This window comes from Ramlibacter sp., assembly GCF_035554825.1.
In the GTDB taxonomy this organism is placed as follows: Bacteria; Pseudomonadota; Gammaproteobacteria; order Burkholderiales; family Burkholderiaceae_C; genus Ramlibacter.
This window is the reverse complement of sequence record NZ_DATMHS010000060.1, coordinates 18693-41709: the sequence shown is the minus strand read 5'-3', so window position 1 is coordinate 41709 and position 23017 is coordinate 18693. Positions and strand designations below refer to the sequence as shown.

21 protein-coding genes are annotated in these 23017 nt (G+C 68.7%); 7 read left to right on the top strand and 14 right to left on the bottom strand.

Features of this window, described 5'->3' with window-relative positions:
* Nucleotides 1-1694 (top strand): xanthine dehydrogenase family protein molybdopterin-binding subunit (locus tag VNT59_RS07005; RefSeq protein ID WP_325497607.1); only part of this gene is annotated, 1694 nt, incomplete at its 5' end.
* Nucleotides 1695-1712: 18 nt separating this feature from the next.
* A complete protein-coding gene (locus VNT59_RS07000) occupies nucleotides 1713-2411 on the top strand; it encodes a substrate-binding domain-containing protein (protein WP_325497606.1) in 699 nt (232 codons plus the stop codon).
* A 24-nt stretch (nucleotides 2412-2435) separates the two neighbouring features.
* On the opposite strand, the gene VNT59_RS06995 is transcribed toward VNT59_RS07000, so the two are convergent.
* The 4 genes from VNT59_RS06995 to VNT59_RS06980 form a co-directional block, all read right to left on the bottom strand.
* Nucleotides 2436-3371: an N-carbamoyl-D-amino-acid hydrolase gene (locus tag VNT59_RS06995; RefSeq protein ID WP_414708358.1), complete on the bottom strand. Its 936-nt coding sequence runs from the start codon at nucleotides 3369-3371 to the stop codon at nucleotides 2436-2438.
* An 86-nt stretch (nucleotides 3372-3457) separates the two neighbouring features.
* Nucleotides 3458-4192, bottom strand: a complete 735-nt coding sequence (locus VNT59_RS06990) for an aspartate/glutamate racemase family protein (protein WP_325497604.1) — start codon at nucleotides 4190-4192, stop codon at nucleotides 3458-3460.
* Nucleotides 4185-5645 carry a D-aminoacylase gene (locus VNT59_RS06985; protein ID WP_325497603.1) on the bottom strand — a complete coding sequence of 487 codons (1461 nt, stop codon included), beginning with the start codon at nucleotides 5643-5645 and terminating at the stop codon, nucleotides 4185-4187. The genes VNT59_RS06990 and VNT59_RS06985 overlap by 8 nt, the downstream gene beginning before the upstream one ends.
* A 1-nt stretch (nucleotide 5646) precedes the next feature.
* A complete protein-coding gene (locus VNT59_RS06980; RefSeq protein WP_325497602.1) occupies nucleotides 5647-6630 on the bottom strand; it encodes a tripartite tricarboxylate transporter substrate binding protein in 984 nt (327 codons plus the stop codon).
* Nucleotides 6631-6722: 92 nt separating this feature from the next.
* Here VNT59_RS06980 and VNT59_RS06975 point away from each other — a divergent pair, with 92 nt between their 5' ends.
* From VNT59_RS06975 to VNT59_RS06965, 3 genes are all read left to right on the top strand, one after another.
* The gene (locus tag VNT59_RS06975) at nucleotides 6723-7694 is read left to right on the top strand and encodes a LysR family transcriptional regulator (RefSeq protein WP_325497601.1); all 972 of its coding nucleotides are present in this window, start codon (nucleotides 6723-6725) and stop codon (nucleotides 7692-7694) included.
* 64 nt (nucleotides 7695-7758) lie between these two features.
* Nucleotides 7759-8490, top strand: a complete 732-nt coding sequence (locus tag VNT59_RS06970; RefSeq protein ID WP_325497600.1) for a serine protease — start codon at nucleotides 7759-7761, stop codon at nucleotides 8488-8490.
* Between the two features lie 32 nt (nucleotides 8491-8522).
* Complete coding sequence (locus tag VNT59_RS06965) at nucleotides 8523-8843, top strand: hypothetical protein (RefSeq protein ID WP_325497599.1); 321 nt, start codon at nucleotides 8523-8525, stop codon at nucleotides 8841-8843.
* A gap of 55 nt (nucleotides 8844-8898) precedes the next feature.
* Here the strand turns inward: VNT59_RS06965 and VNT59_RS06960 are convergent, their stop codons facing one another.
* The gene (locus VNT59_RS06960) at nucleotides 8899-10056 is read right to left on the bottom strand and encodes a sensor histidine kinase (protein WP_325497598.1); all 1158 of its coding nucleotides are present in this window, start codon (nucleotides 10054-10056) and stop codon (nucleotides 8899-8901) included.
* A 291-nt stretch (nucleotides 10057-10347) separates the two neighbouring features.
* Here VNT59_RS06960 and VNT59_RS06955 point away from each other — a divergent pair, with 291 nt between their 5' ends.
* Complete coding sequence (locus VNT59_RS06955) at nucleotides 10348-10659, top strand: BON domain-containing protein (RefSeq protein WP_325497597.1); 312 nt, start codon at nucleotides 10348-10350, stop codon at nucleotides 10657-10659.
* A gap of 69 nt (nucleotides 10660-10728) precedes the next feature.
* Here the strand turns inward: VNT59_RS06955 and VNT59_RS06950 are convergent, their stop codons facing one another.
* Nucleotides 10729-14160, bottom strand: coding sequence for a DUF748 domain-containing protein (locus VNT59_RS06950; protein WP_325497596.1), 3432 nt, complete (start codon nucleotides 14158-14160; stop codon nucleotides 10729-10731).
* 151 nt (nucleotides 14161-14311) lie between these two features.
* Between VNT59_RS06950 and VNT59_RS06945 the strand changes: the two genes are divergently transcribed.
* Nucleotides 14312-14704, top strand: a complete 393-nt coding sequence (locus tag VNT59_RS06945; RefSeq protein WP_325497595.1) for a universal stress protein — start codon at nucleotides 14312-14314, stop codon at nucleotides 14702-14704.
* A 35-nt stretch (nucleotides 14705-14739) separates the two neighbouring features.
* Here the strand turns inward: VNT59_RS06945 and VNT59_RS06940 are convergent, their stop codons facing one another.
* The 8 genes from VNT59_RS06940 to VNT59_RS06905 all read right to left on the bottom strand — a co-directional run bounded on the left by VNT59_RS06940 (nucleotide 14740) and on the right by VNT59_RS06905 (nucleotide 22982).
* Nucleotides 14740-15279 carry a DUF2726 domain-containing protein gene (locus VNT59_RS06940; protein WP_325497594.1) on the bottom strand — a complete coding sequence of 180 codons (540 nt, stop codon included), beginning with the start codon at nucleotides 15277-15279 and terminating at the stop codon, nucleotides 14740-14742.
* Between the two features lie 90 nt (nucleotides 15280-15369).
* Nucleotides 15370-16860, bottom strand: a complete 1491-nt coding sequence (locus VNT59_RS06935; protein WP_325497593.1) for a class I SAM-dependent DNA methyltransferase — start codon at nucleotides 16858-16860, stop codon at nucleotides 15370-15372.
* Nucleotides 16857-17288 (bottom strand): putative toxin-antitoxin system toxin component, PIN family, encoded by a 432-nt coding sequence (locus tag VNT59_RS06930; protein WP_325497608.1) that lies wholly within the window; start codon nucleotides 17286-17288, stop codon nucleotides 16857-16859. Before VNT59_RS06930 ends, VNT59_RS06935 begins: the two co-directional genes overlap by 4 nt.
* A gap of 17 nt (nucleotides 17289-17305) precedes the next feature.
* Nucleotides 17306-17623, bottom strand: coding sequence for an AbrB/MazE/SpoVT family DNA-binding domain-containing protein (locus VNT59_RS06925; protein WP_325497592.1), 318 nt, complete (start codon nucleotides 17621-17623; stop codon nucleotides 17306-17308).
* Between the two features lie 114 nt (nucleotides 17624-17737).
* Nucleotides 17738-18163 (bottom strand): hypothetical protein, encoded by a 426-nt coding sequence (locus VNT59_RS06920; protein WP_325497591.1) that lies wholly within the window; start codon nucleotides 18161-18163, stop codon nucleotides 17738-17740.
* On the bottom strand, nucleotides 18147-18770 hold the full coding sequence (locus tag VNT59_RS06915; RefSeq protein WP_325497590.1) for a transcriptional regulator: 624 nt from the start codon (nucleotides 18768-18770) through the stop codon (nucleotides 18147-18149). Before VNT59_RS06915 ends, VNT59_RS06920 begins: the two co-directional genes overlap by 17 nt.
* Nucleotides 18771-18813: 43 nt before the next feature.
* Nucleotides 18814-20178 carry a restriction endonuclease subunit S gene (locus tag VNT59_RS06910; RefSeq protein ID WP_325497589.1) on the bottom strand — a complete coding sequence of 455 codons (1365 nt, stop codon included), beginning with the start codon at nucleotides 20176-20178 and terminating at the stop codon, nucleotides 18814-18816.
* Nucleotides 20175-22982, bottom strand: coding sequence for a type I restriction-modification enzyme R subunit C-terminal domain-containing protein (locus VNT59_RS06905; RefSeq protein WP_325497588.1), 2808 nt, complete (start codon nucleotides 22980-22982; stop codon nucleotides 20175-20177). Before VNT59_RS06905 ends, VNT59_RS06910 begins: the two co-directional genes overlap by 4 nt.
* Nucleotides 22983-23017 lie beyond the last annotated feature (35 nt).

The following is a 23017-nucleotide window of genomic DNA, read 5'->3' as shown; positions in this document are numbered from 1 at the left end:
GTCCCTCGTCGCTCGGCCATCTGCGCCGCAGCGACGTCGAACTGAAGGTGTTCGGCGAGTTCGAGTTCATCAACGACCTCGTGCTGCCACGCATGCGGCATGGCGCGGTGTTCCGCCCCAAGGTGCTGCAGGCCCAGCCGGACGAGGCCGCCTGGGCCGAGCTGGAGCCGCGGCTCGCGGCCCTCGACGGGGTCGTCACGGTCGTGCGCGACGGCTTGCTGGTCGGCGTGATCGCCGAGGCCGAGCACCTGCTGGCGAAGGCGGCGAAGATGGTGGAGAAAGCGCAGCCCTGGACGCCGACGGCTGCCGCCGGGACGAGCCAGGGACCGTCCGTCCCCGCCGCCGGGCAGCTGGCCGCCTGGCTCCGGTCGCAGCCGCTCGACAGCACGCCGATCCTGGACCGCAAGCCGGCGCAGGCCCTGCCGCCGCCGGCGCGGGTCTTCCGCGCCGAGTACGGCCGCGCCTACCTGCAGCATGCGTCGATCGGGCTGTGCTGCGCGATCGCGCACTGGGACGGCGCCGCACTGCAGGTGTGGAGCCACACGCAGGGCATCTTCAACCTCAGGCGCGACCTGGCGCTGGCGTTCGGCCTGCCGGTGGAGGCCGTGACGGTGTGCCATGCCGACGGCGCCGGATGCTACGGCCACAACGGCGCCGACGACGTGGCCTTCGACGCGGCGTGGCTGGCCCGGCATGCCGACGGCCGGCCGCTGCGCCTGCAGTGGACGCGCCGGCAGGAGATGGCGAACGCCCCGCTGGGCTGCGCCATGAGCGTGGCGGTCGAAGCCGGCGTCGACGGCGAAGGCCACCTGCTGTCCTGGAAGCAGGAGGTCTGGAGCCAGGGCCACGGCACCCGCCCCGGGCGCGGCAAGACGCCGGCGCTGCTGGGCGCCTGGCAGACCGCCAATGCGTTCCCGGTCACGATGGCCGTCAACCAGCCGCCGGACACCGGCGGCGGCTCGGACCGCAACGCGGTGCCGCCGTACGTCGTCCCGCGAGGACTGGTCGTCAACCATCGCGTGCTGGCGATGCCGCTGCGGGTCTCGGCGCTGCGCTCGCTCGGGGCGCACGCCAACGTGCTGGCCGCCGAATCGATGATGGACGAGATCGCCAGGGCCCTGGGCCGCGATGCGCTGGAATACCGGCTCGCCCATCTCGAGGACGGCCGGGCCCAGGCCGTGCTGCGCGAGGCGGCCCGCCTGGCCGGCTGGGGGCGGCCGGCGAGCGGCGAGGAAGGCTTCGGGCGCGGCATCGGCTTCGCCCGCTACAAGAACACCGGCGGCTATTGCGCGGTGGTGGCCGACCTCGTGCTGCACGAGGAAGTGAAACTGACGCGCCTGTACATCGCGGCCGACCTGGGCCTGGTGGTGCATCCCGACGGCGCCAGGAACCAGATCGAAGGCGGCGCGATCCAGGCCGCGAGCTGGACGCTGCGCGAGGCGTCGGACATCGGTGGGGCCGGCATCCGCTCGGACGACTGGGAGTCGTATCCGATCTTCACCTTCGGCGACGTGCCGCCGGTGGAGATCTCGCTGATCGACCGCCCCGACCTGCCGTCGCTGGGCGCCGGCGAGTGCAGCGCGGGACCGACGGCGGCAGCAATCGCCAATGCCATCCACGACGCGCTGGGGGTGCGCCTGCGCACCATGCCGTTCACGGCCGATGCGCTGATGGCCGCGGCACAGAATGACTGATCGAATGGAGAATAAGCAATGAGCGTGGTGAACGTATTGAGCGGCGGCGCCGCGGCGGCCGTGGTGAAGGGCGTGCAGGCGCAGTTCGAACGCGAGAGCGGCGCCACGGTCAACGGCACCTTCAGTGCCGTCGGCCAGATGCGCGACCAGCTGCTCGCCGGGGCGCCGTGCGACCTGGTGATCCTGACCCGGCCGCTGGTGACCAAGCTGGTCGAGTCCGGGCACGTGGTGGCCGGCTCGGCCCGGTCGCTGGGGCTGGTGAAGACCGGCGTCGCGGTGCCGGCGGGACGGCCGCATCCGAAGATCGGCAATCGCGACGAGCTCGCCGCGGCGTTCCGCGCCGCCAAGGCGATCTACTACCCCGATCCGGAGAAGGCCACCGCCGGCATCCACTTCATGAACGTGCTGAAGGCGCTGGGGCTGGACCAGGAGCTGAAGGCGGCGCTGCGCCCCTATCCCAACGGCGCCACCGCGATGGCCGAGATGGCGAAATCGAACGAGGGCAACGTCATCGGCTGCACCCAGGAGACCGAGATCAACTACACGGCGGGCGTCGAGCTGGCCGGCTCGCTGCCCAAGGAGTTCGAGCTGGCGACCGATTACACGCTGGGCATCTGCAGCAAGGCGCAGCAGCCGGCCCTGGCGCAGCAGCTGGCCGCGCTCGTCGCCGGCCCCGCCTCGGCGGCGATCCGCAAGCAGGGCGGCTTCGAGTTCTGAGGCGCGCCGGGCCGGCCCGGAAGGTCAATCCTCGAGCGGCGGCTGGGGCAGCGGTTCGCCGGCGCCGACGCGCCCGGTGATCAGGCCGTAGTGCTCCGGCCGGCGATGCTTGGCGAAATTGAAGACGTTCTGCCGGAACAGCTCGCCCAGGCGCAGGTCGGCCTGCACGGCGATCACTTCGTCTTCCTCGCCGAGCGTGCGGGCGACGATCTCGCCGGTGGGCGCCACGATCGCCGAGCTGCCGATCATGTGGAAGCCGTCCTCGCTGCCGCACTTGGCGGCGGCGGCGACCCACACGCCGTTCATGTACGCGTTGCCCTGCAGCGCCAGCAGGTGCGTCGTGGTGCGCAGGTGCACCGGCTCGTTCCAGTGGATGTTCTGCGACGGCGTGTTGTAGCCCAGCACCACCAGTTCGGCGCCCTGCAGCGCCATCGTGCGGTAGGTCTCGGCCCAGCGCCGGTCGTTGCAGATGCACATGCCGATGCGCGCGCCCATGGTGTCCCAGACCCCGAAGCCGCGGTCGCCGACGTTGAAGAATTTCTTCTCCAGGTGCTGGAACGGCGCCTGCGGCTTGTGGTCGGAGTGCCCTGGCAGATGGATCTTGCGGTACTTGCCGACGATGTTGGCGCCGCGGTCCACCAGGATCGCGGTGTTGAACGGCTTGCCGGCCTTCGTCAGTTCCGCGTAGCCGAGGTAGAAGCCGATCTCCAGCTTCCTGGCTTCGTCGAAGAGCGGCTGCACCGCCGGATTGGGCATGGCCGTCTCGAAGAACTTCTGCTGCGCTTCCTGCTCGTCCATCCAGTAGCGCGGGAAGAAGGTCGTCAGCGCCAGCTCCGGGAACACCACCAGCTCGGCGCCCCGGCCCTTCGCCTCGCGCATCATCTCCAGCAGCCGCTGCACCACGGCCTGGCGGCTGTCGCTCAGGTGCACCGGCCCCAACTGGGCCACGGCCAGGCCGATCGTCCGTTTCTGAGTCAAGGTTCGCTCTCCAGTTTCAGTCGCAATGTATCAAGTGCGCGGGCGGACCGGCCGGCCCGCCGCGCGGCTCACGCTTCGGCCGGCGCCGCCGCCATGGTGCAGCGCGCGATGGCCGCCCGCGCCAGTGCGTCGATCGAATCGGTGAGCGGCACGCCGAAGGCGCGGCGACCGGCGTGCGGCACCGCCAGCGGCAGCTCCGTGCAGCCCAGCACCACGGCTTGCGCGCCGCGTTCGATCAGCCGCTCGATGCAGGCGGCGGCCGGCGCCAGGGCCCGCTCCGGGTGGTTCGTCTTCACGGCGTCGATGGCCTGCGTGCACAAGCGCACGTCTTCCGGCGCGGTCTCCAGCACGTCGAAGCCGCGCCGCTGCAGCGGGCCGCGATAGAGCCCGAGCTGCAAGGTGGCGGCCGTGCCCATCAGGCCGACGCGGCAGCCGCCGGCGCCGAGCCGCTCCAGGTCGTCGCACACCGACTCGATGATGTGCAGCAGCGGCACCTTGGCCTGCGCGGCCAGCTGGTCGAACCACAGATGGGCGGTGTTGCACGGAATGGCGATCAGGTCGGCGCCCGCGCGCTCCAGCAGCCGGATGCCGCGCAGCATCGCTTCGAGCGGGTCCTCGCCCTGCCCCAGCCGGGCCGACGAGCGGTCCGGCACGCGCGGGTCGTTGCGCAGGATCACCGGGATGTGGTCCTGGTCGCGTGCCGCCGGCGTCAGCGCCACCAGCCGGCCGGCGAAGGTGGCGCCGGCCAGCGGGCCCATCCCGCCCAGCACGCCGAGCACCGGCCTGTCGCGCGGTTCAGCCATGGCTGGCGCCTCGGGTCAGCACCCGGCCGGGCAAGGCGCCGGTGGCCTGCGCGCCGTCCCAGACGCAGCGGCCGTTGACCCACACGCCGTCGATGCCGACGCTCGCCTGGATCGGCTCCTCGAAGGTCGCCCGGTCGCTCACGCGCTGCGGGTCCAGCACCACGATGTCGGCGCGCTGGTCGGGCCGCAGCAGGCCGCGGTCGGCCAGGCCGTAGTTGCCGGCGGCCAGTCCCGTCATCTTGTGGATGGCGGTCTCGATCGGCAGCACGCCGCGCTCGCGCACCAGGGTGCGCAGCACGTTGGTGAAGGTGCCCCACTGGCGCGGGTGCGGATGCTGGTCGAACGGCAGCCCGTCCGAGCCGACCATGGCCAGCTCGTGGCGCATGATCCGCTCGACGTCGGCCTCGTCCATCAGGAAGTAGATCGCGCCGGCCGGCGACAGGCGCGCCAGCAGCTGCTCGTCGTCCAGCCCCAGTTCCGCCTGGAGGTCGGCGAAGTCGCGGCCCCGCGCCTGGGGATCGCCCTGCGACCAGGTGATCATCGTGCGGCGCGCGATGCGCACCCGGTCCAGCCGCAACATGGTCGACGTCGCCGGATAGGGATGGCAGTCCAGGCACACCGGCTGCAGCGTGGCGGCGCGCTCCAGCAGGCGCAGGGTCTCGCGCGAGCGGCCGTGGTTGCGGCCGCCGGCCAGCTTGTGATGCGAGAACACCACCCGGCAGTCGAGAGCGCGCCCGATCAGCAGCGCCTCTTCCATCGCCGGCACGATGTGGTCCGCCTCGTCGCGCAGATGCGTCGCGTACACGCCGCCGTACTGCAGCAGCGGCCCGCCCACGCTCACGATCTCCTGCGTCGAAGCATGCTGCGCCGGCGGATAGAAGGTGCCGGTCGACATGCCGAAGGCGCCGGCTTCCAGCGCCTGCGCCAGCAGCGCCTGCATCCGCGCGGCTTCGTCGGCGGTCGCCTCGCGCTGGGTGTCGGCCATCACCGCCACGCGCAGCGTGGTGTGGCCCACCAGCGGGATCACGTTGACGGCCGCCGGGGTGGCCCGCAGCGCGTCCATCCAGGCGCGGAAACTCGCGAAGCGGAACAGGTCCGGCGGGCCCAGCAGGTCGAGCGGCTGCGGCAGCTGCTCGCGCACCAGCGGCGCCAGGCTGATGCCGCAGTTGCCGGTGACCACCGTGGTGATCCCCTGCGACACCTTGGGCGTCATGTCGGGATGCGCGAGCAGGTAGCCGTCGTCGTGCGTGTGCGAATCGATGAAACCCGGCGCCACCACGCGGCCGGCGGCATCGAGCGCCGGCACATCGGCCGGCATGCTGCCGGCCGGGCCGACGGCCGCGATGCGGTCGTCCTCGATCAGCACGTCGGCCAGCCGCGGCGGCGCGCCGCTGCCGTCGACCACCAGTCCGCCGGTCAGCGCCCAGCGGCCGGTCGCGGAAAGCGGCTTCACGTCAGTCCAGCTTCTCGATCTTGGCGTCCTCGACCACCTTCGCCCAGCGGGCGGTCTCGCGGTCGATCATCTGCTTGAATTCGGCCGGGGTGCCGCCGGCCGGCACCGCGCCCAGCCTGGCCAGCCCTTCGCGCACCGCCGGCGCCTTGAGCGCCTGCTGCATGGCGGCGTTGAGCTTGGTCACCACCTCCGGCGGCGTGTTCCTGGCGGCGACGACGCCGCCCCAGCTCACGGTCTGGTAACCCTTCAGGCCCGCTTCGTCCAGGGTCGGCACGTTCGGCAGCAGCGGCAGGCGCTTCAGGCTGGTCACGCCCAGCGCGCGGACCTTGCCGGCGGCGACCAGCGGCACCACTTCGGATGAATTGGCGAACAGGTAGTCGGTGCGGCCGCCCAGCAGGTCTTGCAGCGCGGCGGGACCGCCGTTGTAGGGCACGTACAGCACGTCGATCTTGGCCATGCTGCGGAACAGCTCGCCGCTCATGTGGCCGGTGGTGCCGACGCCGGGAGCGCCGAACGACAGCTTGCCGGGCGACTTGCGGGCGGCATCGATCACGGCGGCCGCGGTCTGGTACGGCGAGTCCGCGCGGACGATCATCACGTTGTACAGGTCGAACGCGTGCGCCACCGGCACCAGGTCGCGGTCCACGTCGTAGGGCAGCTTCTTGAACAGCGATCGGTTCACGGCCAGCGTGTTCACGTTGCCGTAGCCGATGGTGTAGCCGTCGGCCGGCTTGTTGATGATCTGCAACAGGCCGATGTTGCCGGCGGCGCCCGGCTTGTTGTCCACCACCACGGGCGTCTTGAGCACCTTCGCCAATTCGTTGGTGATCACGCGCGACAGCACGTCGGGCGAGCCGCCGGCGGCCGAAGGCACCACGAAGTTGATCGGCCGCTCGGGCCACTGGGCGGCCGCCGGGCCGGCGGCGAGGATGGAAGCACCCGCCGCGATGCAGGCGAGCCACTGGGTCGGCTTGAAGTTGCGCATGGTCTGAAGGGAGAAAGGCTGTGCCGGGGAGGATACGGGCGTGCCGCACAATCGCATCATCGATTGATGTGCACAGCCAATAAGGGATGGTTATGGGTTCGGGTTCCGGGTCGCGACGGGCAGAGGACGAATCGTTCGTCAGCCAGGCCGAGGGCGCCGGCGAGCCGCGCAGCCCGCTCAACCTGCGGCAGATCGAGGTCTTCCGCGCCATCATGGTCGCCGGCTCGGTCAGCGGCGCGGGCCGCATGCTGCACGTCTCGCAGCCCGCCATCAGCCGGGTGCTGGCGCTGACCGAAAGCAGGCTGGGGTTCAAGCTGTTCGAGCGCCAACGCACGCGCCTGGTGCCCACGCCCGAGGCGCAGCGCCTGTTCGGCGAGGTGGAGGGCCTGTATCGCGGCATCCGGCGGGTCAACGACCTGGCGGTCAACCTGGCGCGCTCGGGCACCGGCAGCCTGCGCGTGGTCACCAGCGCCAGCTACGCGCAGCGGCTGGTGCCGCTGGCCCTGCAGCGGTTCGCCCAGAGCCACCCGAACGTGCAGATCGATTGCCGCAACGTCACCTACGACGAAGTCGCGGCGCGCTTTCTGACGGGCGACGCCGACGTCGGCATCTCGATGCTGGCGCCGGTGCACGCGAATCTCCAGGCCACGCCACTGGGACAGGACCAGCTGGTGTGCCTGATGCCCGGCGACCATCCGCTGGCCGGCCAGCCGGTGCTCAGCGTCGACGCCCTGCGCTCCAGCCCGTGGATCGGCTATCCGCCGGGCGCGCCGCTGGGGCAGCTGGTGTCCGGGCTGCTCGGCGCCGAGGCCGCCGCGTCGGCGCAGGTCATCGTCCATTCGCCGGTGACCGCGATCGCGTTCGCCCAGCAGGGGCTCGGCGCCGCGCTGGTCGTGCGCTGGAGCCTGCCCCCGACCCTGCCGCCCGGCATGGTCGTGCGGGCGATCGAGCCGGCGACGCCGGTGGGGATCTGGGCCATATCCTCCAACCTGGCGCCGCTGCCGGTGCTGGCCACGCGCTTTCTGGCCGCCGTGGGCCAGATCTTGCAGGCCGAGAACGGCTGAGGCAGGGGCGAAGCCGGCCGGCGAACGGCGCGCGTTGCCGGCGCGAACGTGCGAGACTGCGGGCATGGACTCTCCGGCGATCGAACCTCTCCTGCTGGCGGCCACGCGCGTCGCCACCTTCGACGGCACTCGCGTGCTGACGGCCGCCAGCGGGTTCTTCTTCCAGCGCGGCGAGCGCCTGTTCGTGGTCACCAGCCGGCACGTGCTGATGGACGACGCCAGCGGACACCATCCCGACCGCATCGAGATCACCCTGCACGACGACGCGGTCGACCTCACCCGCACCACCGTCATCTCGATCCCGCTGTACTGCGACGGCAGGAGCGTGTGGCGCGAGGGCAAGGACGCCGGTGGCCCGATCGACGTGGCCGTGGTCGAACTGGACCGCGCCGTGGTGCCGCGGCAGACCGCCGTCCGTCCGTTCACCCCGGCGCACCTGCAACAGGCACTGGAGGAAATCGGCATCGGCGCCAGCCTGCTGGTGGTCGGTTTTCCGCTGGGCTTCTACGACACTGTCTACCGCCTGCCGGTGGCGCGGCAGGCAGCAGTGGCGTCGGCCTTCGGCGTGCGGTTCCAGGGCCAGGGATTCTTCCTGACCGATGCGCGCCTGCATCGCGGCAGCAGCGGCGCGCCGGTCGTGATCCGCAACCCGAACGGCGATCCGCAGCTGCCGTGGACGCTGCTGGGCATCCATTCGGCCCGCCTCGACATGGGCACCCGCGAAGAAGGCGTCGACGAGTCGCTGGGCCTGAACTGCGCCTGGTACGCCGATATCCTGCTGACGCTCACCGAATGAGTCGGCTGAGCCGACCGGACAAAGAGAACGCCATGGCGAACCGCAAGGAACTCGAATGGGAACAACACAACCGGGACGAGGCCGCGGCGCGCTCGGCGCAGCAGGATTCGGCGGGTTCCACGCACAGTCCGGTGCTCGGGCCCGGCCGTTACGGGAGCCACTCGACCAACATCCACGTGCGCGACGCCGTCCTGGCCGAACGCGAGCGCTGTGCCCAGGCGGCACGCTCGGTGTCGGTGGAAGCGGCCGTGGCCGCGGCGCTGGGCGACGTGACGGAGCGCGACCGGCTGGCCGCGCAAGCCGTCATCGCCGCCATTGCCGCCGCGATCCACGCGGAGCCGCCGCAGTCGTGACGGGTCCGGGCTGGTAGGGTGGCCCAGCGGCACCGCTGCTGATGGATGCCCCGATTCAGCGGGCCGGCGGAAGCAGCGGATCGTCCATGGTCGGCAGCCGCATCGTGAACACCGTTCCATGCTCGGCGTCGGAGGTCACCCCCAGCGTGCCGTGGTGCCCCAGCGCGACCTCGCGGGCGATGAACAGGCCGAGCCCGAGATTCGTGGATGGCCGCTCCGGCGCCGCCGCCGACCTGGTGGACAGTTGCACCAGCGGGTCGAAGATCACCTGCAGCGATTCGCTCGGGATCGGCGTGCCCAGGTTGGTCACCTCGATCACCACCTCCATCCCCTCACGCCGCACGCGCAGGCCGATGGGCGATTCGACATCGCCGTGCTGCACCGCGTTGTTCAGCAGGTTGGACAGAGCTTGCCGCAGCCGCGCGTCGTCGACCAGGCCCACCAGGTCGTCCGGCACCTCGAGGCGGAAGCTGCGGTCCGGGCGGGCGGACCGCACTTCGTCGATCGCCGCGCGGCAGATCGCCAGCATCGAGCAGGGCTTGGGCGTGACCGGCAGCCCCTTGCCCAGCTGCGTGCGGCTGTATTCCAGCAGCTCGCGGATCATGCCCGCCATCTCCTTGGCGCTGCGCTGGATCTGCACCGACTGCTTGCGCGCGCTGTCGGTGCTGGCGCCCCGCTCCAGCAGGTGGGACAGCATGGTGATGGCGCTGAGCGGGCTGCGCAGGTCGTGCGCCAGGATCGCCATGAACGTGTCGCGCGACAGCGCCAGCTCGGCGGCGTAGCGCGAGGTCGACTCCGCCACCGCCTGGTCCACCGCCTCGTTGAAGCGGATCATGTCCTCCAGAACCGAGGAATCAATCGCGCTGGGATGGGCCAGCGTCCACATGCGGATGACGCTGGCCCGCAGCGCCCGGTACTCGGCCCCGAGCTGGTTCATGTCGAAGCCGCTCACGTGGCGCAGCGCCCCGTGGGTGGCCGCCGCGGTCTCGCGCGCCGACAGCGGGGCGGCCAGCCCCCTGGACTTCTCGGCCTGGGCCAGCGCGGTCTGGCTCGATTCGAGGTCCTTGGCGATCGCCAGCAGGATCGGCTTGGCGTGATCGCGCAGCGCCAGCTCGCTCATGGTGGAGGCGGCCGGTTCCATGGTGGTCGCGAAGGTCTGCCACTCGCGCACGATCGCCTCCATGTTGTCGGTAATGAAGCGCGAAAGCGTCATGGGTATGCGAAGGGTAGTCGGCTGAGCCAGCCAATGGAAGCTTCTAACACGCCGGCGCCTTCCACGGTCGCGTTGCAGCGCGATGTCCTACGCCGGCCCAGCCATTGCGGGTCCGCCACGCGGCTTGGCGGACTACAGACGGAAACCGTTGAGTACGTAACCATTCGTCCACCCCAGAACAACAACGCCGCGGATGCGGGGACACCCCAAAGCCCATTCACCGCTCGCTGCAGGCACTGTCCGGCCCACCAGCGATCCACCCTCCACGGGCACGTCACATCCAAGGCATCCATGACCCATTTCACCCGCACCAGCATCGTCGTCGCCGCCATCGCCCTCACCGGCCTGGCCGGCTGCGCCTCCACCAACAAGAGCGAAAGCACCGGCCAGTACATGGACGACACCGCCATCACCACCAAGGTAAAGACGGCGATATTCAACGACCCGGCGCTCAAGTCGGCCGAGATCAACGTCGAAACCTTCAAGGGCCGCGTGCAACTGAGCGGCTTCGTCAGCTCGCGCGCCAGCAGCGACCGTGCCGTCGCGGTGGCCCAGGGCGTCAGCGGCGTGACTTCGGTCGCCAACGACATGCGCCTGAAGTGAGCCGCACCGCCGTGAACCGACGCTTCAAACAGGGAGACGGCCCCGCGCGGGGCACCAGCCCCGGGCGGGTCACCTCGCTCCCAGTGCCAGCCTGAGCGAGACCGGCTTGCCGGCAGCGGACTCGATCTTCTCGGGCGCCGCGGCCGCGGCGCGCGACGCATCGACGCCCGCCTCCTTCAGCGCCGCCAGCACCGCGTCGGCGCGCTGGGTTCCCAGCCGCGCCAGTTCGGCCTCGGGCAATGGCTGCGTCTGGTTCAGCCGCTGCAGCAGCGCCGTGTAGAACGCGCTCGCGTCGGCCACCTGCGGCTCGCCCTGGATCATCTTGCCCACGCGCTGCCACAAGGCCAGTTTCCCGGGCGCGGCCTCGATCTGGCGCTCGCCGGCCGCACTCGCCGCCGCGGCCGGCGCCGGCGCCGCGGTCTCGGCCGCCTTCTTCTGCTGGTCGAGTTCCGCCTCGCCGAAGCGCGCGGCGTAGAGCTCGCGAATCGCGCTGCGCACGGCGCGATTGCCGAAGTCCACCGGCCCGGGCTCCTCGCCCGGCTGCAGCTTGACGCCGGCGCGGCGGTCGATCTCGATACGCACCGCGCGCGCGCGCAGCGCGGCGCCGTCGGCCGCTTCGCCGTACTGCGCCGGCACCGTGAGTTTGAGTTGCGGCCGCTTGGCCAGCAGCTGCGCGATCTGCTTGAGCTTCTCGCGCTCGGGCGGCGCCAGTGTTTCGCTGCCGGCGGTGAACTCCACGCCTTCCAGCTTCTCGCCGCTCACGCCCAGCAGCCGGCCGATGGCGCGGAACGGCGCCGTGACGATGCGCGTGAGCAGGGTGCCCACCGCCTTCCAGATCAGCGCGCCGTAGCTGAACTGCGGATTGTTCATGTCGCCCGACACCGGCAGGCCCAGGTCGATGCGGCCGTCGCTGTCCTTCAGGATCGCGATCGCCAGTTCCAGCGGCAGCTTGAACGCATCGGGGCTGTCGACGCGCTCGCCGAGCCGCAGCTTGTCGATGACGATCTGGTTGGCCCCTTCGAGCTGCCCGTCGCGCACCTTGTACTGCAGGTCCAGCGAGATCTTGCCCTCGGCGATGCGGTAGCCGGCGAACTTCATCGCGTACGGCGACGTCGGCACCATGTCGACGTTCTTGAACACGACGTTCACGTCGGTGTTGTTGCGCGGCGCGAACGGGTTGAGCTCGCCGCGCACGCGCGCCGAGCCGAACTCGTCGACGCGTCCGTCCAGCTCGATCCGGGCGCGCGCCTTGCGGTCGGACGACAGCCCATTGACCACGCCATTGAGCTCGTAGATCTTGGCGCTGAATTGCGGCCGCAGGCTGAGGTCGGTGAAATCCAGCTTGGCGTTCTGCAGGCGCAGGCGGCGGATGCGCACCGGGAAGGCATCGTCCACGGCCGGCGCCGCACGCGCGGTCGCAGGGCTCGGCGCAGGCGACGTGGCAGCCGGTTGACGCACCAGCAGCCGCGCCGCGTTGAAGCTGCGGTCGTTCTCGATGCCGAGCTTGGCATCGGCATCCACGACCCGCAGCTCCGGGATCTCCAGGCGGTTCGGGCCGAAGGTGGCGGTGAGGTTCGCGGCACTGACGTTGCGCCACTCGGCGAAGAGGTCGCCGTCGTCTTCCTTCAACCGGAGTCCGGCGACGCTGACCGCGCCGACGTAGCGCAGCGCGGCGCTCCTGGCCGTGCCGGCCCCGCTGGTGAGCCGCCCCTGCGCCGACACCTGGCCGCCGGCGATCTTCAGCTTCACGTGCCGGGCGAGCAGCGGCTGCAGCGGCGCCAGCGCGAGTTTCTGCAGGCGCACGCTGGCCTGCACCGCGCCGCTCTCAGGCACCACGCTGCCCTGGGCCGACAGCTGGCCGCCCTCGCGCAGGACGAGGCCGGCGTCGAACTTGACCGGTTGCATCAGGTCGCTGCCGGCGCCGGCCACCTTCACGCCAAGATCGTTCACGTGCACCTTGACGCGCAGCGCCTCGTCCTGCACGTCACCGCTGAAGCGGCCCAGTTCCACGCTGCGCGCAACGACGCTCCACGGCGCGCCCGGCGCTGCCGCTGGTGTCGGGTCCCGAGGCGCCGCGGCAGCCGGCCTGGGCCACAGCCCCGGGACCTTGATCGCGCCCTGCCGATCGCGCGTCACCTGCACCTGACCGCCCTGCGCGTACAGGCGCTCGATCACGACGCGCCGCGCAGCGAGATCGACCGTGCCTTCGGTGAAGCCCGCCTCCGCCAGCTTGAACGGCGGCTGCGTGCCGCCGGCCACCGTCAGATCGGCGGCCGTGCATGCGGCATCGTCCAGCTTCAACCGGAAGTCCGGCCCCTGCCGTTCGGCGGCCACCCGCAGTTGCAGCCGCACCGTGCCGGCGTCCAGCTTCACCGGCGGGCTCACGGACTCGTCGATCGCCGCGATCGCCATCCGGTCGAACAGCAGCTGACGAACGTCCAATTTCCAGTTGTTCGGCGCCACGGCGCCGTTGCCCGGAGCCGCTGCCGGCCCGGCGCTGGCGATCATGAGGTTGGCCAGGTCGACATCGCCCTTGGCATCGCGCCGCACGGTGAGCTTGCCGCCATCGGCCCGCACCAGTGCGACGGTGGCTTGCCGGCCCGCCAGATCGGCATCGATGCCGTTGGCTTCCAGGCGCGTCAACGCAGCGAACGAATCGGTCGCGCCCTCGCGCGCCAACGCGAGGTCGGCCAATGCCAGCTTGGCGCCCGCGAGTCTGGCGGCGAACGTGCCGTCGGCATAGGAGAAGCGGTACGGCAGCGTGGCCGAGAGCCGACCCGCGGCCACCCTGGCCTGCGTGTACGACTTGAGGTAAACGCCGACCGCTGGCAGCGCGACCTGATCCAGCGTCAGCTCACCGCTGCCGTGGATCGGGTTGACCGACGCGGTTCCCTTCCAGCGCAGCGTGCCGCCGCCGGCCGACTCGGCGCTGAGCGTGTGCGCATCGGCCTGGTCGGGCAGCGTGCTGAAATTGGCCAGCGTGAAGTCGATCGGCGAGAACAGGTTGTCGTACCCGGCGCGGCGGTCGTGCATCTCCACCCGCCCTTGCTCCAGCACGAAGCGCTCGATCACGATGCGCGGCAGGCGGGAGTCGCCGGACGCCGGTTGGCTATGGCGCGAGAGCGTGGCCAGCAGTTCCGCCACGTTGAAGCGGCCGTCCGGTGCGATCACCAGGTTGGCGGCCGGCGCCGCCGCCCGGACGGAGGCGAAGGTCCAGGCACGCCGGACGATCGAACGCCACAGCAGCTGGACGTCGAGCCGGCCCACGGAGAACAGCGGTGCTCCGTCGGCTTCCGCCAGCCGGAGGTCGGTGGCCGCCAGCCGCAAGGTGAAGGGATTGAACTCGACCGCACCGACCGATGCCTGGCGCGCGAGCTGTGACTGGGCCAGCCGGGGCAGCTGATCCTTGACCAGCAGCGGCAGCAGCCAGAAGCCCAGCGCCGCGTAGGCCGCCAACAGGCCGGCCGCCACGGCGAGCCAGCGCTGCCAACGCAAGGACATGAACTGCATGTTGTGCCTTCGAGCGATGCGGACCTGCAACGCGCGGCTCCAGCCGCCGATCACCAGAAGGATAGTCGACCGGCGATCCGCCTTTCGGACGGACGGGCGCCAGGGGCGTAGTATTTATGGAAACTCAACAAGGAGCGAACCGATGACCATCCTCGTCGCCTATGTCCCGCGTCCCGAAGGCCAAGCCGCACTGGACAAGGGAATGGAAATCGCCAAGCGCCGCAACGAGCGGCTCATCGTGGTCAATGCCAGTCCCGGCGGGCAGAAGGAAGACGCGTCGATGGCCGATGTGCCGGACGTAGAGCGGGTGGAACAGCTGCTGCGCGACGCCGGCCTCGATGCGCAGTTCAAGCAGTTCGTCCGCGGCAAGGATGCCGTAGAGGAAATCCAGGCGCTGGTCGAATCGCTGCCGGCATCGCTGCTGATCATCGGCCTGCGCAAGCGCTCCCCGGTGGGCAAGCTGATCATGGGCAGTGTGGCCCAGGAGCTGCTGCTCTCCGTCCCTTGTCCGGTGCTGGCGGTGAAGGCGAAGTAGCGGCGGGGCCCGCGGGCTTTCCCGAGGCAAGCGCGTCACGCCTGCGCTGTTGGTCGGCGATGGCTCGCCGCAGCCAGGTCGCCAACGGCGGGCTCGGTTGACTTGGGAGACAACGCCCCCCTGATGGCTGCAGCGTCCGGTTTCGACCGTGAATTCCAGCGCACCACACGGTAACCCGCGATCACGAGCATGGCATCTCGCTTCGAATCCTTCTCTGACTCGTGCGTGCGATCGTCAAGTTCGATGATCGCGACGATGGAGCCATCGCTCCGCGCCTGCGCAACGAAATCCACGATCTTCTGCGAGAACATGCCGCGCAACCGGTAATACGCCTTCCTATCGCTTCGCGGAACGGCGGGGTCGAGCAGCGCACCCATGGCCACCTGGGGGCAAAAGCGCAGCTCCGGTACCGCTGCTTCCAGGCGAGCCAGGAACTCCAACTCGTTGGCCGTCAGCAGCGGCTTGGCCTTGAACTTGCCTGCGGCACCCTCTGTGCCAGCTAACTTGGCTTTCAAGACAGCGACACCAATGGCTGCCGCGCCGACCACGACTGCCATCGTGATCACGTTCGACATTGCACTCATCGTCTGACCCCTTTCCTCGTGAGAAGCTCTCGGATTCAGTCCTCGCGCAGAGGCAGCTGCGAAACACGGTGCGCTCAGGCCTCACGCGTCCACGTCCGCGCCCAGATCGCCCGCGATCAGCTTGAACTGCTCCAGCGCCGCCTGCAGGTCCTCCACGATCTCCTGCGCGATTACCTCGGGCGCCGGCAGGTTGTCGCTGTCCGTGAGTGAGTCGTCCTTGAGCCAGAAGATGTCGAGGCTCGCCTTGTCGCGCGCGACCAGTTCGTCGTACGAATACCCGCGCCAGCGGCCGTCCGGCTTGTCCTCGCTCCATGTCGCCTTGCGCTTGTTGCGGTTGGCCGGGTTGTAGAGCGCGACGAACTCGTCGAGTTCCTCGCGGCGCAGGGGGTTGGTCTTGAGGGTGAAGTGCTTGTTGGTCCGCAGGTCGTAGATCCACAGCGTCTTCGTCCATCGCGTCTGGCTGGCCGGCTTCTTGTCGAAGAACAGCACATTGGCCTTGACCCCTTGCGCGTAGAACAGGCCCGTGGGCAGCCGCAGCAGCGTGTGCACCTCGCACTCGTGCAGCAGCTTGCGGCGGATCGTCTCACCGGCGCCGCCCTCGAACAGCACGTTGTCCGGCACCACCACAGCCGCGCGCCCGGGGATGTCCAGCAGCGTCTTGATGTGCTGCACGAAATTGAGCTGCTTGTTGCTGGTGGTGGCCCAGAAGTCGTCGCGCTCGACGATGTCCTTCTCGGTGCTGGCGCGGCCGTCCTCGCCGAGGATCACCGTGCTGCTCTTCTTGCCGAACGGCGGATTCGCCAGCACCACGTCGTAGCGCTTGCCGGGATCGGCCGCCAGCGCGTCGCCCACCACCACCGGCACCGACTTCTCGGAGCCGATGCCGTGCAGCATCAGGTTCATCGCACAGAGGCGCCCCGTCGCCGGAACGAGTTCGTAGCCCGTGAAGGAGGCATCCCGCAGGTGCTTGGTCTGCTCACGGGTCAGGTTCTTGTTGTGATGAACGATGTAGTTGTACGCGGTGAACAGGAAGCCACCGGTGCCGCAGGCAGGATCGCAGATCGTTTCATCGGCCTTCGGCGCGATGCAGTCCACCATCGCCTGGATCAGCGCGCGCGGCGTGAAGTACTGGCCGGCGCCGCTCTTGGTGTCCTGCGCGTTTTTCTCCAGCAATCCTTCGTACGCGTCGCCCTTCACGTCGGCGCCGAGGATGGTCCAGGTCTCGGCGTCGATCAGGTCGGCGATCACGCGGCGCAGCTTGGCCGGGTCCTGGAACTTGTTCTGCGCCTTGCCGAAGATCAGGCCCAGCGTGCCCTTCTCCTTCCCGAGTTCCTCCAGCACGTGACGATAGTGGTCGAACAGGTCGTCGCCATCCTTCTTCAGGAGGGTCGGCCAGGAAGAGGCCGCGGGAACGATGCTCCTCTGGTTATGAGGCGGCTTGGTGCGCTCATCGGCCATCTTCAGGAACAGCAGGTACGTGAGCTGCTCGACGTAGTCGCCGTAGCTCATGCCGTCGTCGCGCAGGACGTTGCAGTAGTTCCAGAGCTTCTGGACCAGGGTGCTGGTGTTCATGGGGCAAGTTGATCGAAAGAGTGGAGGCGCAGGAAGGCCTCCAGGCCGAGGATGGGGCAACCGCCGGCGCGCTCGAACACGTTCGCCAGCGCCAGCAAGTCGCCGTCGCCCGACACCAGCACTCGCGCCTTGCCGGCCACGGCCAGATGCAGGAATGCGACGTCCATCGGGTCGCGACAGGCGGGCACGGTTGGCGGGGGATTCGGGATGCGCACGCTCTTCACGTAAGGCAGATAGTCGGCCACCAGTTCGCCCTGCTCCTCGCGGCTCAGGCGAAACTTCGGGTACGCAAGCACGCGCACCAGCTCCTGCCCCGTGGCCGTGCTCGCCAGCGGCAGCACCAGCCCCCGCTGCCAGGCCAGCCGCAGGCGGCCGGCCGGACCGCCGCCGAACACCAGCGCCGACAACACCACATTGGTGTCGAGCACCGCGCGCAACGGCGCACTCATGTCTTGCGCGCGCGCTTGCTCGCGGGGGCCTTCTTCGCTTTGGCTCGAACCTCGTACGCCGCGCCGGGCTCTGATGCGGGCGCGGGGCCGGGCGCTTGCGCCCTGGCCCAGGCCACCGCGGCGGCAACGTCCGAGTCCTGCAGGTTCAGCTCCGCCAGCTTGGCGCGCACGGCGTCGCCGCGCTGGATGCGCACCGGCGTCAGGATGATCTGCCCGGCCCGGGCTTCCACGTCGAAGTACTCCGCCGCCCCGACCGCCTGCGTGACGCTCTTGGGCAGCGTGAGCTGGTTTTTCGAGGTCATCTTGGCCAGCATGGAAAATTCCGGAAGTAAGGAATCCTTACTCTAACAGATCACTGGCATCGCGTCCACAGATCGCGGAAATCGACGATGCGCCAGGTGTGCAAGCCGGCTGGGAACCGGGTGCGTTCATGTGGAAGGTGGCTTGAGCGCCCGCACCTTCTCGGCGACCTTGTCGCACGCGCCAAGCAGGTCCGTTACCAGCCGCTCGGTGATGTCGAGCATGCCCTCGTATTCGCCGAGGTTGCGAACATCGTGGCACCTCGCGAGGATGCGCCAGACCTCCGGGCCGAGCTGCAGCGTGTGCGGCAGCAACTGGAAGACGATGTAGCGGTTGCCGGCACGATAGCCGTGCCACCGCAACGCGGCGAGGCACAGCGCGTGCGCTGCGTTGTAGGCCAGATCGAACTGGCTGGCGAGCTTCAGCCCCTGCCGGTGAGCATCGGCCAGCTTGTCCAGACCCATGGCGCACAGCCCTTCGAACTCCTTGGCGTTCGCGGGTTCCGGCTGGAGCGGCTTGCCGGGGCCGCAAAGGTTCTCAAACGCGGAGGTCATCTTCGCCTCCGAACAGCCAGACCTTCGCCTCCGACAGCACGCGGCTCACGAACCCGCTGTCATCCTTGACGCGCTTGGCGAGGTCCTTGGCCGTGTAGATGACCGGATTGATCTCGCGTCCGAGGCCCTCGGCCACTGGTTGGAACGCGAGAATCACATCCGCATACTCCAGCGTGTCCGAAATGATCATCACGTCGATGTCGCTCGCCGCGTGGTCGGACTGCTTGGCGACGGAGCCGAACACGAACGCCGCCTCGATCTGTGCCTGCAGTGGTACGAGCGCCGCTCGCAGCGGCTCCGCGATTCCGACCGTCTTGCGCGCGATCCCGCAGAGCTCTTCGTAGATCGGCGACGCGGGGTTGGCCTGGTAGTGCTTCTGGTTGCCGACCGCCCGGACCGTCACGAGTCCGCTTTGCACGAGCCGCTCGACTTCGCGCTGCACGGCGCCCGAGCCCGCCCGGGCGAGCGCGATCAGCTCCGTGGCGTAGAAGCTGCGGTCCGGCTGGCCGAACAACAGCCCCAGCACACGCTGCTGGGCGGTGCCGAAGAGCGCCGAAGCGAGACTGACCTGCGCCGGTGCACGTTTGCGGGAGCTGACTGTACCCATTTTGGGCATTTTAATACCCACTCTGGGTATCTTCATACCCAAATCAGGCATGACCGCCGGAAAATGCCTTCGCGAGCGTCGCCTGCCGGAGCGCCTGGGCTCGCTTCAGGTTGGCGTCGACCTCGGCCTCGAGCTCGCGGACGATCGAGAGGCGGCGGTCGACTTCGGCGACGATGCGGCGCTGCTCCCCTAATGGCGGCAGCGCGACGTCCGCAAACCGCACATCTTCCAGATTCAGTGTCTTCCGCGCAACCTCATGAGACTTGCTCGTCATCTCCGCAATCTTTGCGGGATTGCGGAACCAAACCTCCACCCACGTTGCGTTCAGGTCTGGTGCAACAGGCAGCACCCCGACCGCGCGGGCCACGTTTCCCCCGGCAAGCGAAGCGGGAACAACAGCGGTCCGCCCAATGGCACCGACCAAGGTCAATACGACCTCGCCCCCCCTCAACCGGGTACGTGGATACGCCGCCGCAATGTCAACGTCAATACACTTCATCTCACTCCGCTCAATCCGCCCATCTTTCACATCGCCTACCCGAACGAAAGGGACCCCGCCTTCAACGTGCTCGCCGGGCTGAAGTACACCGTATGCGCACGGACGATCCGCTGGGTTCAGCTGTTCAACTGTTGCCCAAGCCCACCCTGCCGGCAGCGGGCCTGAACACGCAGAGCCGCGCGGTTCCTCATAACGCGTCCTCGTCCTCCACCCTCGCCTGCGCTTGTCGAGAATGCCGCGCAGAAGCTCCGTGCCCGTCTCGTAATCACGGCCCTCACGGTGCGCGACGACAGCTTCTGCTTCGACGAGGCGCCCCTCTACAGCCGCCTTGAGAACGGCTGCTTTGTAACGTTCAAGGTTTGCTTTGACGCGCTTGACGCTGGCGACGGCTTCGTCAAGGCGCGAGAACTGCTTTTCGATTTCGGCGACGATGGCGTGTTGCGCGTCAATGTCCACCATTGGTATCTTGAAATCGAGGAGCGCGTTGGTATCGACTGACGCAACGGTCGTCCCGTGTTTGGAGCAGCGATTCAATATGGTGCGGCTGGCGCCGCGCAAGGCGTGAGCGACGTACTTGGAAAAGACGCCAGGCTTAGGACGTAGCGCTTTCAAGTCTTGGTTGATCGTTACAGGCAGCTTTGTGACCGCGACCGGCAGTGTATGGGCCAAGATTCCGCTGCGCGTCACGATCAGGACCGAGTCGGATGGCAACAGGGCCACTCGGCCCTCTTCGAGAGCGACCTCAGAGATAGCGTCTTCCGACCCGGTGATCTCGTCGACCTTCATGTCCTTCGGCGAGACCCAGGGCACGGTGCCGTCGCTCCAATACGCGGCGTTGGCTTTGGGTGGCGTATTGCCTCCAGACCATTCCCCGAGCTCTCGCAGCGCGACTAGTGTGACACCGCTCACGCCGCCAACTCCCGATTCAATTGCTCAATCACTTTCGGCAACTGCGCGCCAAAGAGCTGATGCACCTTGCCCAGCCCGCCTTCTGTGTTGAAGGGTGCGTAGTCGAAGTCTTCGATCTCGATGCCTAGGTTCGCGGCGATGTGGTCGCGGATCATTTCAAGCCAGTGAAGTTGTTCGGGGGTGAAGGGGACGCCCTCGCCCCTACCCTCTCCCAAATTGAGAGGGAATGAAGCATGTTGCGCGAGCCAGGCCTTGTAATTTGCCTGCACGCGTTCGGGATACGGCACCAGCTCGTTGTCCTGGTGCATGGCGAAGCGCACGAGGCTGACCAGGTCGGTGAGCAGCCGGCGCTGGCTCGCGCCTTTGACGCGGTCCTTGCGGATCGCCGCATACGCCTGCCACAGCTCGCTCTCGTCCAGCAAGTGCGGCGGTGCGTGCAGCGCGTCGGCCAGTGCCTTGATCTCGTCGAATTTCAGCGGCGCGCGCGTGGGCCGGCTGTACATGATCTGCAGCGCCGTGATCTCGTTCCGGTGCTGCTCGATGAACTGCTCGAAGGTCTGCACCAGTTCCTTGGCGCGGTCCGATCCCTCGGTGAAGGTCGCCGAGATCAAGGTGTCCTTGGTGACGATGTCGATGACCTGGTCGGCCTTCTGGCGCAGCTTCAGGATCAGATCACGCAGCGCCGGGTTGCTGAACGGGCGTGCGGCGTTCCGAATGGCGGCCTGCGCCGCGGCATCGGCGCCAGGGCTGCCGTCGGAATCGACGTTCAAGGCCTCCACGATGCCGGTCGCCAGGTCGCGCAGGCTGCGGCCGCCGCTGGTGGCAACCACCTTGGCCTTATCCTCGTCGCTGCTGTCGCGATCCAGTCGTGCGAGCCTCGCCGCCACGCTGGACAGCACTTCGTCTTCCACGTTGCCCAGCGCCACGGCCTGCAGCAATCTGTCGAGCGGCACCGTCTTCTTCTGGTCCAGCGGCCGGCTATCGGTCTTGTCGCGCTCGCACACGCCGACCGCGTCGACGATGACGAAGTGGTCCTTGACCACGTGCCCGCCCGGGTTCACCTGCGCCAGGTCGGTACGGTTGCAGATGCGCACGCCCCGGCCCTTCATCTGCTCGAAGAAGCTGCGGCTCTTCACGCTGCGCATGAAGACGACGATCTCCACCGGCTTGATGTCGGTGCCGGTCGCGATCATGTCCACCGTCACCGCGACGCGCGGGTAATACGCGGTGCGGAAGTCCTTGATCAGCTGCTCCGGGCTGGTGCCGGTGGTGCGGTAGGTGATCTTCTGCGCGAACTCGTTGCCGCGCCCGAATTCCTCGCGCAGGATCTCGACGATCTTCTCGGCGTGGTTGTCGTCCTTGGCGAACACCAGCGTCTTGGGCAGTTCCTCCCGCTGCGGGAACAGGTCCGCGTTCCACCGGTCGCGCAAGGTGCGCACCACGGTGCGGATCTGGTCCGGCGTCTGCACCGCGCGGTCCAGTTCGGCGGGCTCGTACTCGAAGTCCTCGTCGAGCTGCCACGCGGTGCGCCGGCGCGTCGCCCTGTCCAGCGTCTCGAGCCAGTAGCCCTTCTCCACCTTGGCGCCGGCCTCGGTCACTTCGGTCTTGATCCGGTACACGTCGTAGTTGACGTTGACGCCGTCGGCCACCGCCTGCGCGTGGCCGTACTCCATCACCAGGTTCTGGTTGAAGAAGCCGAAGGTCTGCTTGTTGGGCGTGGCGGTCAGCCCGATCAGGTACGCGTCGAAGTACTCCAGCACCTGCCGCCACAGGTTGTAGATGCTGCGGTGCGCTTCGTCCGTCACGACGATGTCGAAGGTCTCGATCGGAATGGCCGGCTGGTAGCCGATCGGCTCCGGCTCCTTGAACAGGTTCTCCAGGCCTTCGGTCGATTCCTCGTCCGCTTCGGGCGGCAGCTCGCGGCCCTTGAGCATGCTGAACATGCGCTGGATGGTGCAGATCACGACGCGCGCGTTCCTGTCCAGCCGGTTGTTCTGCAGGTGCTGGACGATGTACTCCTCGCCGAACTTGAAGTTGTTGTACGGCGACGCGTAGGCGTCGAACTCCTTCTTGGTCTGCCGGCCGAGGTTGCCGCGGTCCACCAGGAACAGCACGCGCCGGGCGCCGCCGAACTTGATCAGCCGGTAGATCGCGCTGATGGCGGTGAAGGTCTTGCCGCTGCCGGTGGCCATCTGCACGAGCGCCTTGGGCTTGTTGGCCGCCAGGCTCTTCTCGAGGTTTTCGATCGCCTTGATCTGCGCCGGCCAGAGCTGGAATGCGGCGCCGCCGGTGCCCCATTCAGTCACCAGCTGCGGCATGTTGCGCATGCGATGCAGGAAGGTGCGGGCCTCGTCGTTGGCCGCCGGCTGGCCGGGCGCACTCGGCAGATACGCGAGCCATTCGGCCAGCAGCTCAGGCCGGTAGAACGCGAAAATGCCGCGAGCGCGTGGCTGCGGGTCCAGGCCGTTGGTGAAGTGGGTTTCGACGCCAGTGGACTCGAACAGGAAGGGCAGCGGGCGGTGCCATGCCGGCAGATTCGCGGGCAAGCCCTGCGCATAGCGGGCGGACTGGACCTCGACGCCCGAGAGGGTGGCGCCGGCCTTCTTCGCCTCGATCACGCCGCAGGCCTTGGCGTTGACGTACAGGAGGTAGTCGGCGAACCCAAAGCCGTTGTTCAGGGGAAACTCGCGGATGGCGACCCCTTGGGCGGCATGGATGTCGAGGTCGGCCATGCCGCAGACATGCCAGCCCGCTTGCACGAGCAGCTTGTCGATGTCGACCCGCGCTTTTGCTTCCGGCGTCATGCCCTTCCTCTGGGCGGCATTCTAGAGGGAGGCGG

What these genes read in the sequence shown, in the direction of transcription:
- VNT59_RS07000 (WP_325497606.1), top strand. Translation starts at nt 1,713, where the DNA reads ATGAGCGTGGTGAACGTATTGAGCGGCGGCGCCGCGGCGGCCGTGGTG.
- VNT59_RS06990 (WP_325497604.1), bottom strand. Translation starts at nt 4,192, where the DNA reads ATGGCTGAACCGCGCGACAGGCCGGTGCTCGGCGTGCTGGGCGGGATG.
- VNT59_RS06980 (WP_325497602.1), bottom strand. Translation starts at nt 6,630, where the DNA reads ATGCGCAACTTCAAGCCGACCCAGTGGCTCGCCTGCATCGCGGCGGGT.
- VNT59_RS06975 (WP_325497601.1), top strand. Translation starts at nt 6,723, where the DNA reads ATGGGTTCGGGTTCCGGGTCGCGACGGGCAGAGGACGAATCGTTCGTC.
- VNT59_RS06970 (WP_325497600.1), top strand. Translation starts at nt 7,759, where the DNA reads ATGGACTCTCCGGCGATCGAACCTCTCCTGCTGGCGGCCACGCGCGTC.
- VNT59_RS06965 (WP_325497599.1), top strand. Translation starts at nt 8,523, where the DNA reads ATGGCGAACCGCAAGGAACTCGAATGGGAACAACACAACCGGGACGAG.
- VNT59_RS06960 (WP_325497598.1), bottom strand. Translation starts at nt 10,056, where the DNA reads ATGACGCTTTCGCGCTTCATTACCGACAACATGGAGGCGATCGTGCGC.
- VNT59_RS06955 (WP_325497597.1), top strand. Translation starts at nt 10,348, where the DNA reads ATGACCCATTTCACCCGCACCAGCATCGTCGTCGCCGCCATCGCCCTC.
- VNT59_RS06950 (WP_325497596.1), bottom strand. Translation starts at nt 14,160, where the DNA reads ATGTCCTTGCGTTGGCAGCGCTGGCTCGCCGTGGCGGCCGGCCTGTTG.
- VNT59_RS06945 (WP_325497595.1), top strand. Translation starts at nt 14,312, where the DNA reads ATGACCATCCTCGTCGCCTATGTCCCGCGTCCCGAAGGCCAAGCCGCA.
- VNT59_RS06940 (WP_325497594.1), bottom strand. Translation starts at nt 15,279, where the DNA reads ATGTCGAACGTGATCACGATGGCAGTCGTGGTCGGCGCGGCAGCCATT.
- VNT59_RS06935 (WP_325497593.1), bottom strand. Translation starts at nt 16,860, where the DNA reads ATGAACACCAGCACCCTGGTCCAGAAGCTCTGGAACTACTGCAACGTC.
- VNT59_RS06925 (WP_325497592.1), bottom strand. Translation starts at nt 17,623, where the DNA reads ATGCTGGCCAAGATGACCTCGAAAAACCAGCTCACGCTGCCCAAGAGC.
- VNT59_RS06920 (WP_325497591.1), bottom strand. Translation starts at nt 18,163, where the DNA reads ATGACCTCCGCGTTTGAGAACCTTTGCGGCCCCGGCAAGCCGCTCCAG.
- VNT59_RS06915 (WP_325497590.1), bottom strand. Translation starts at nt 18,770, where the DNA reads ATGGGTACAGTCAGCTCCCGCAAACGTGCACCGGCGCAGGTCAGTCTC.
- VNT59_RS06905 (WP_325497588.1), bottom strand. Translation starts at nt 22,982, where the DNA reads ATGACGCCGGAAGCAAAAGCGCGGGTCGACATCGACAAGCTGCTCGTG.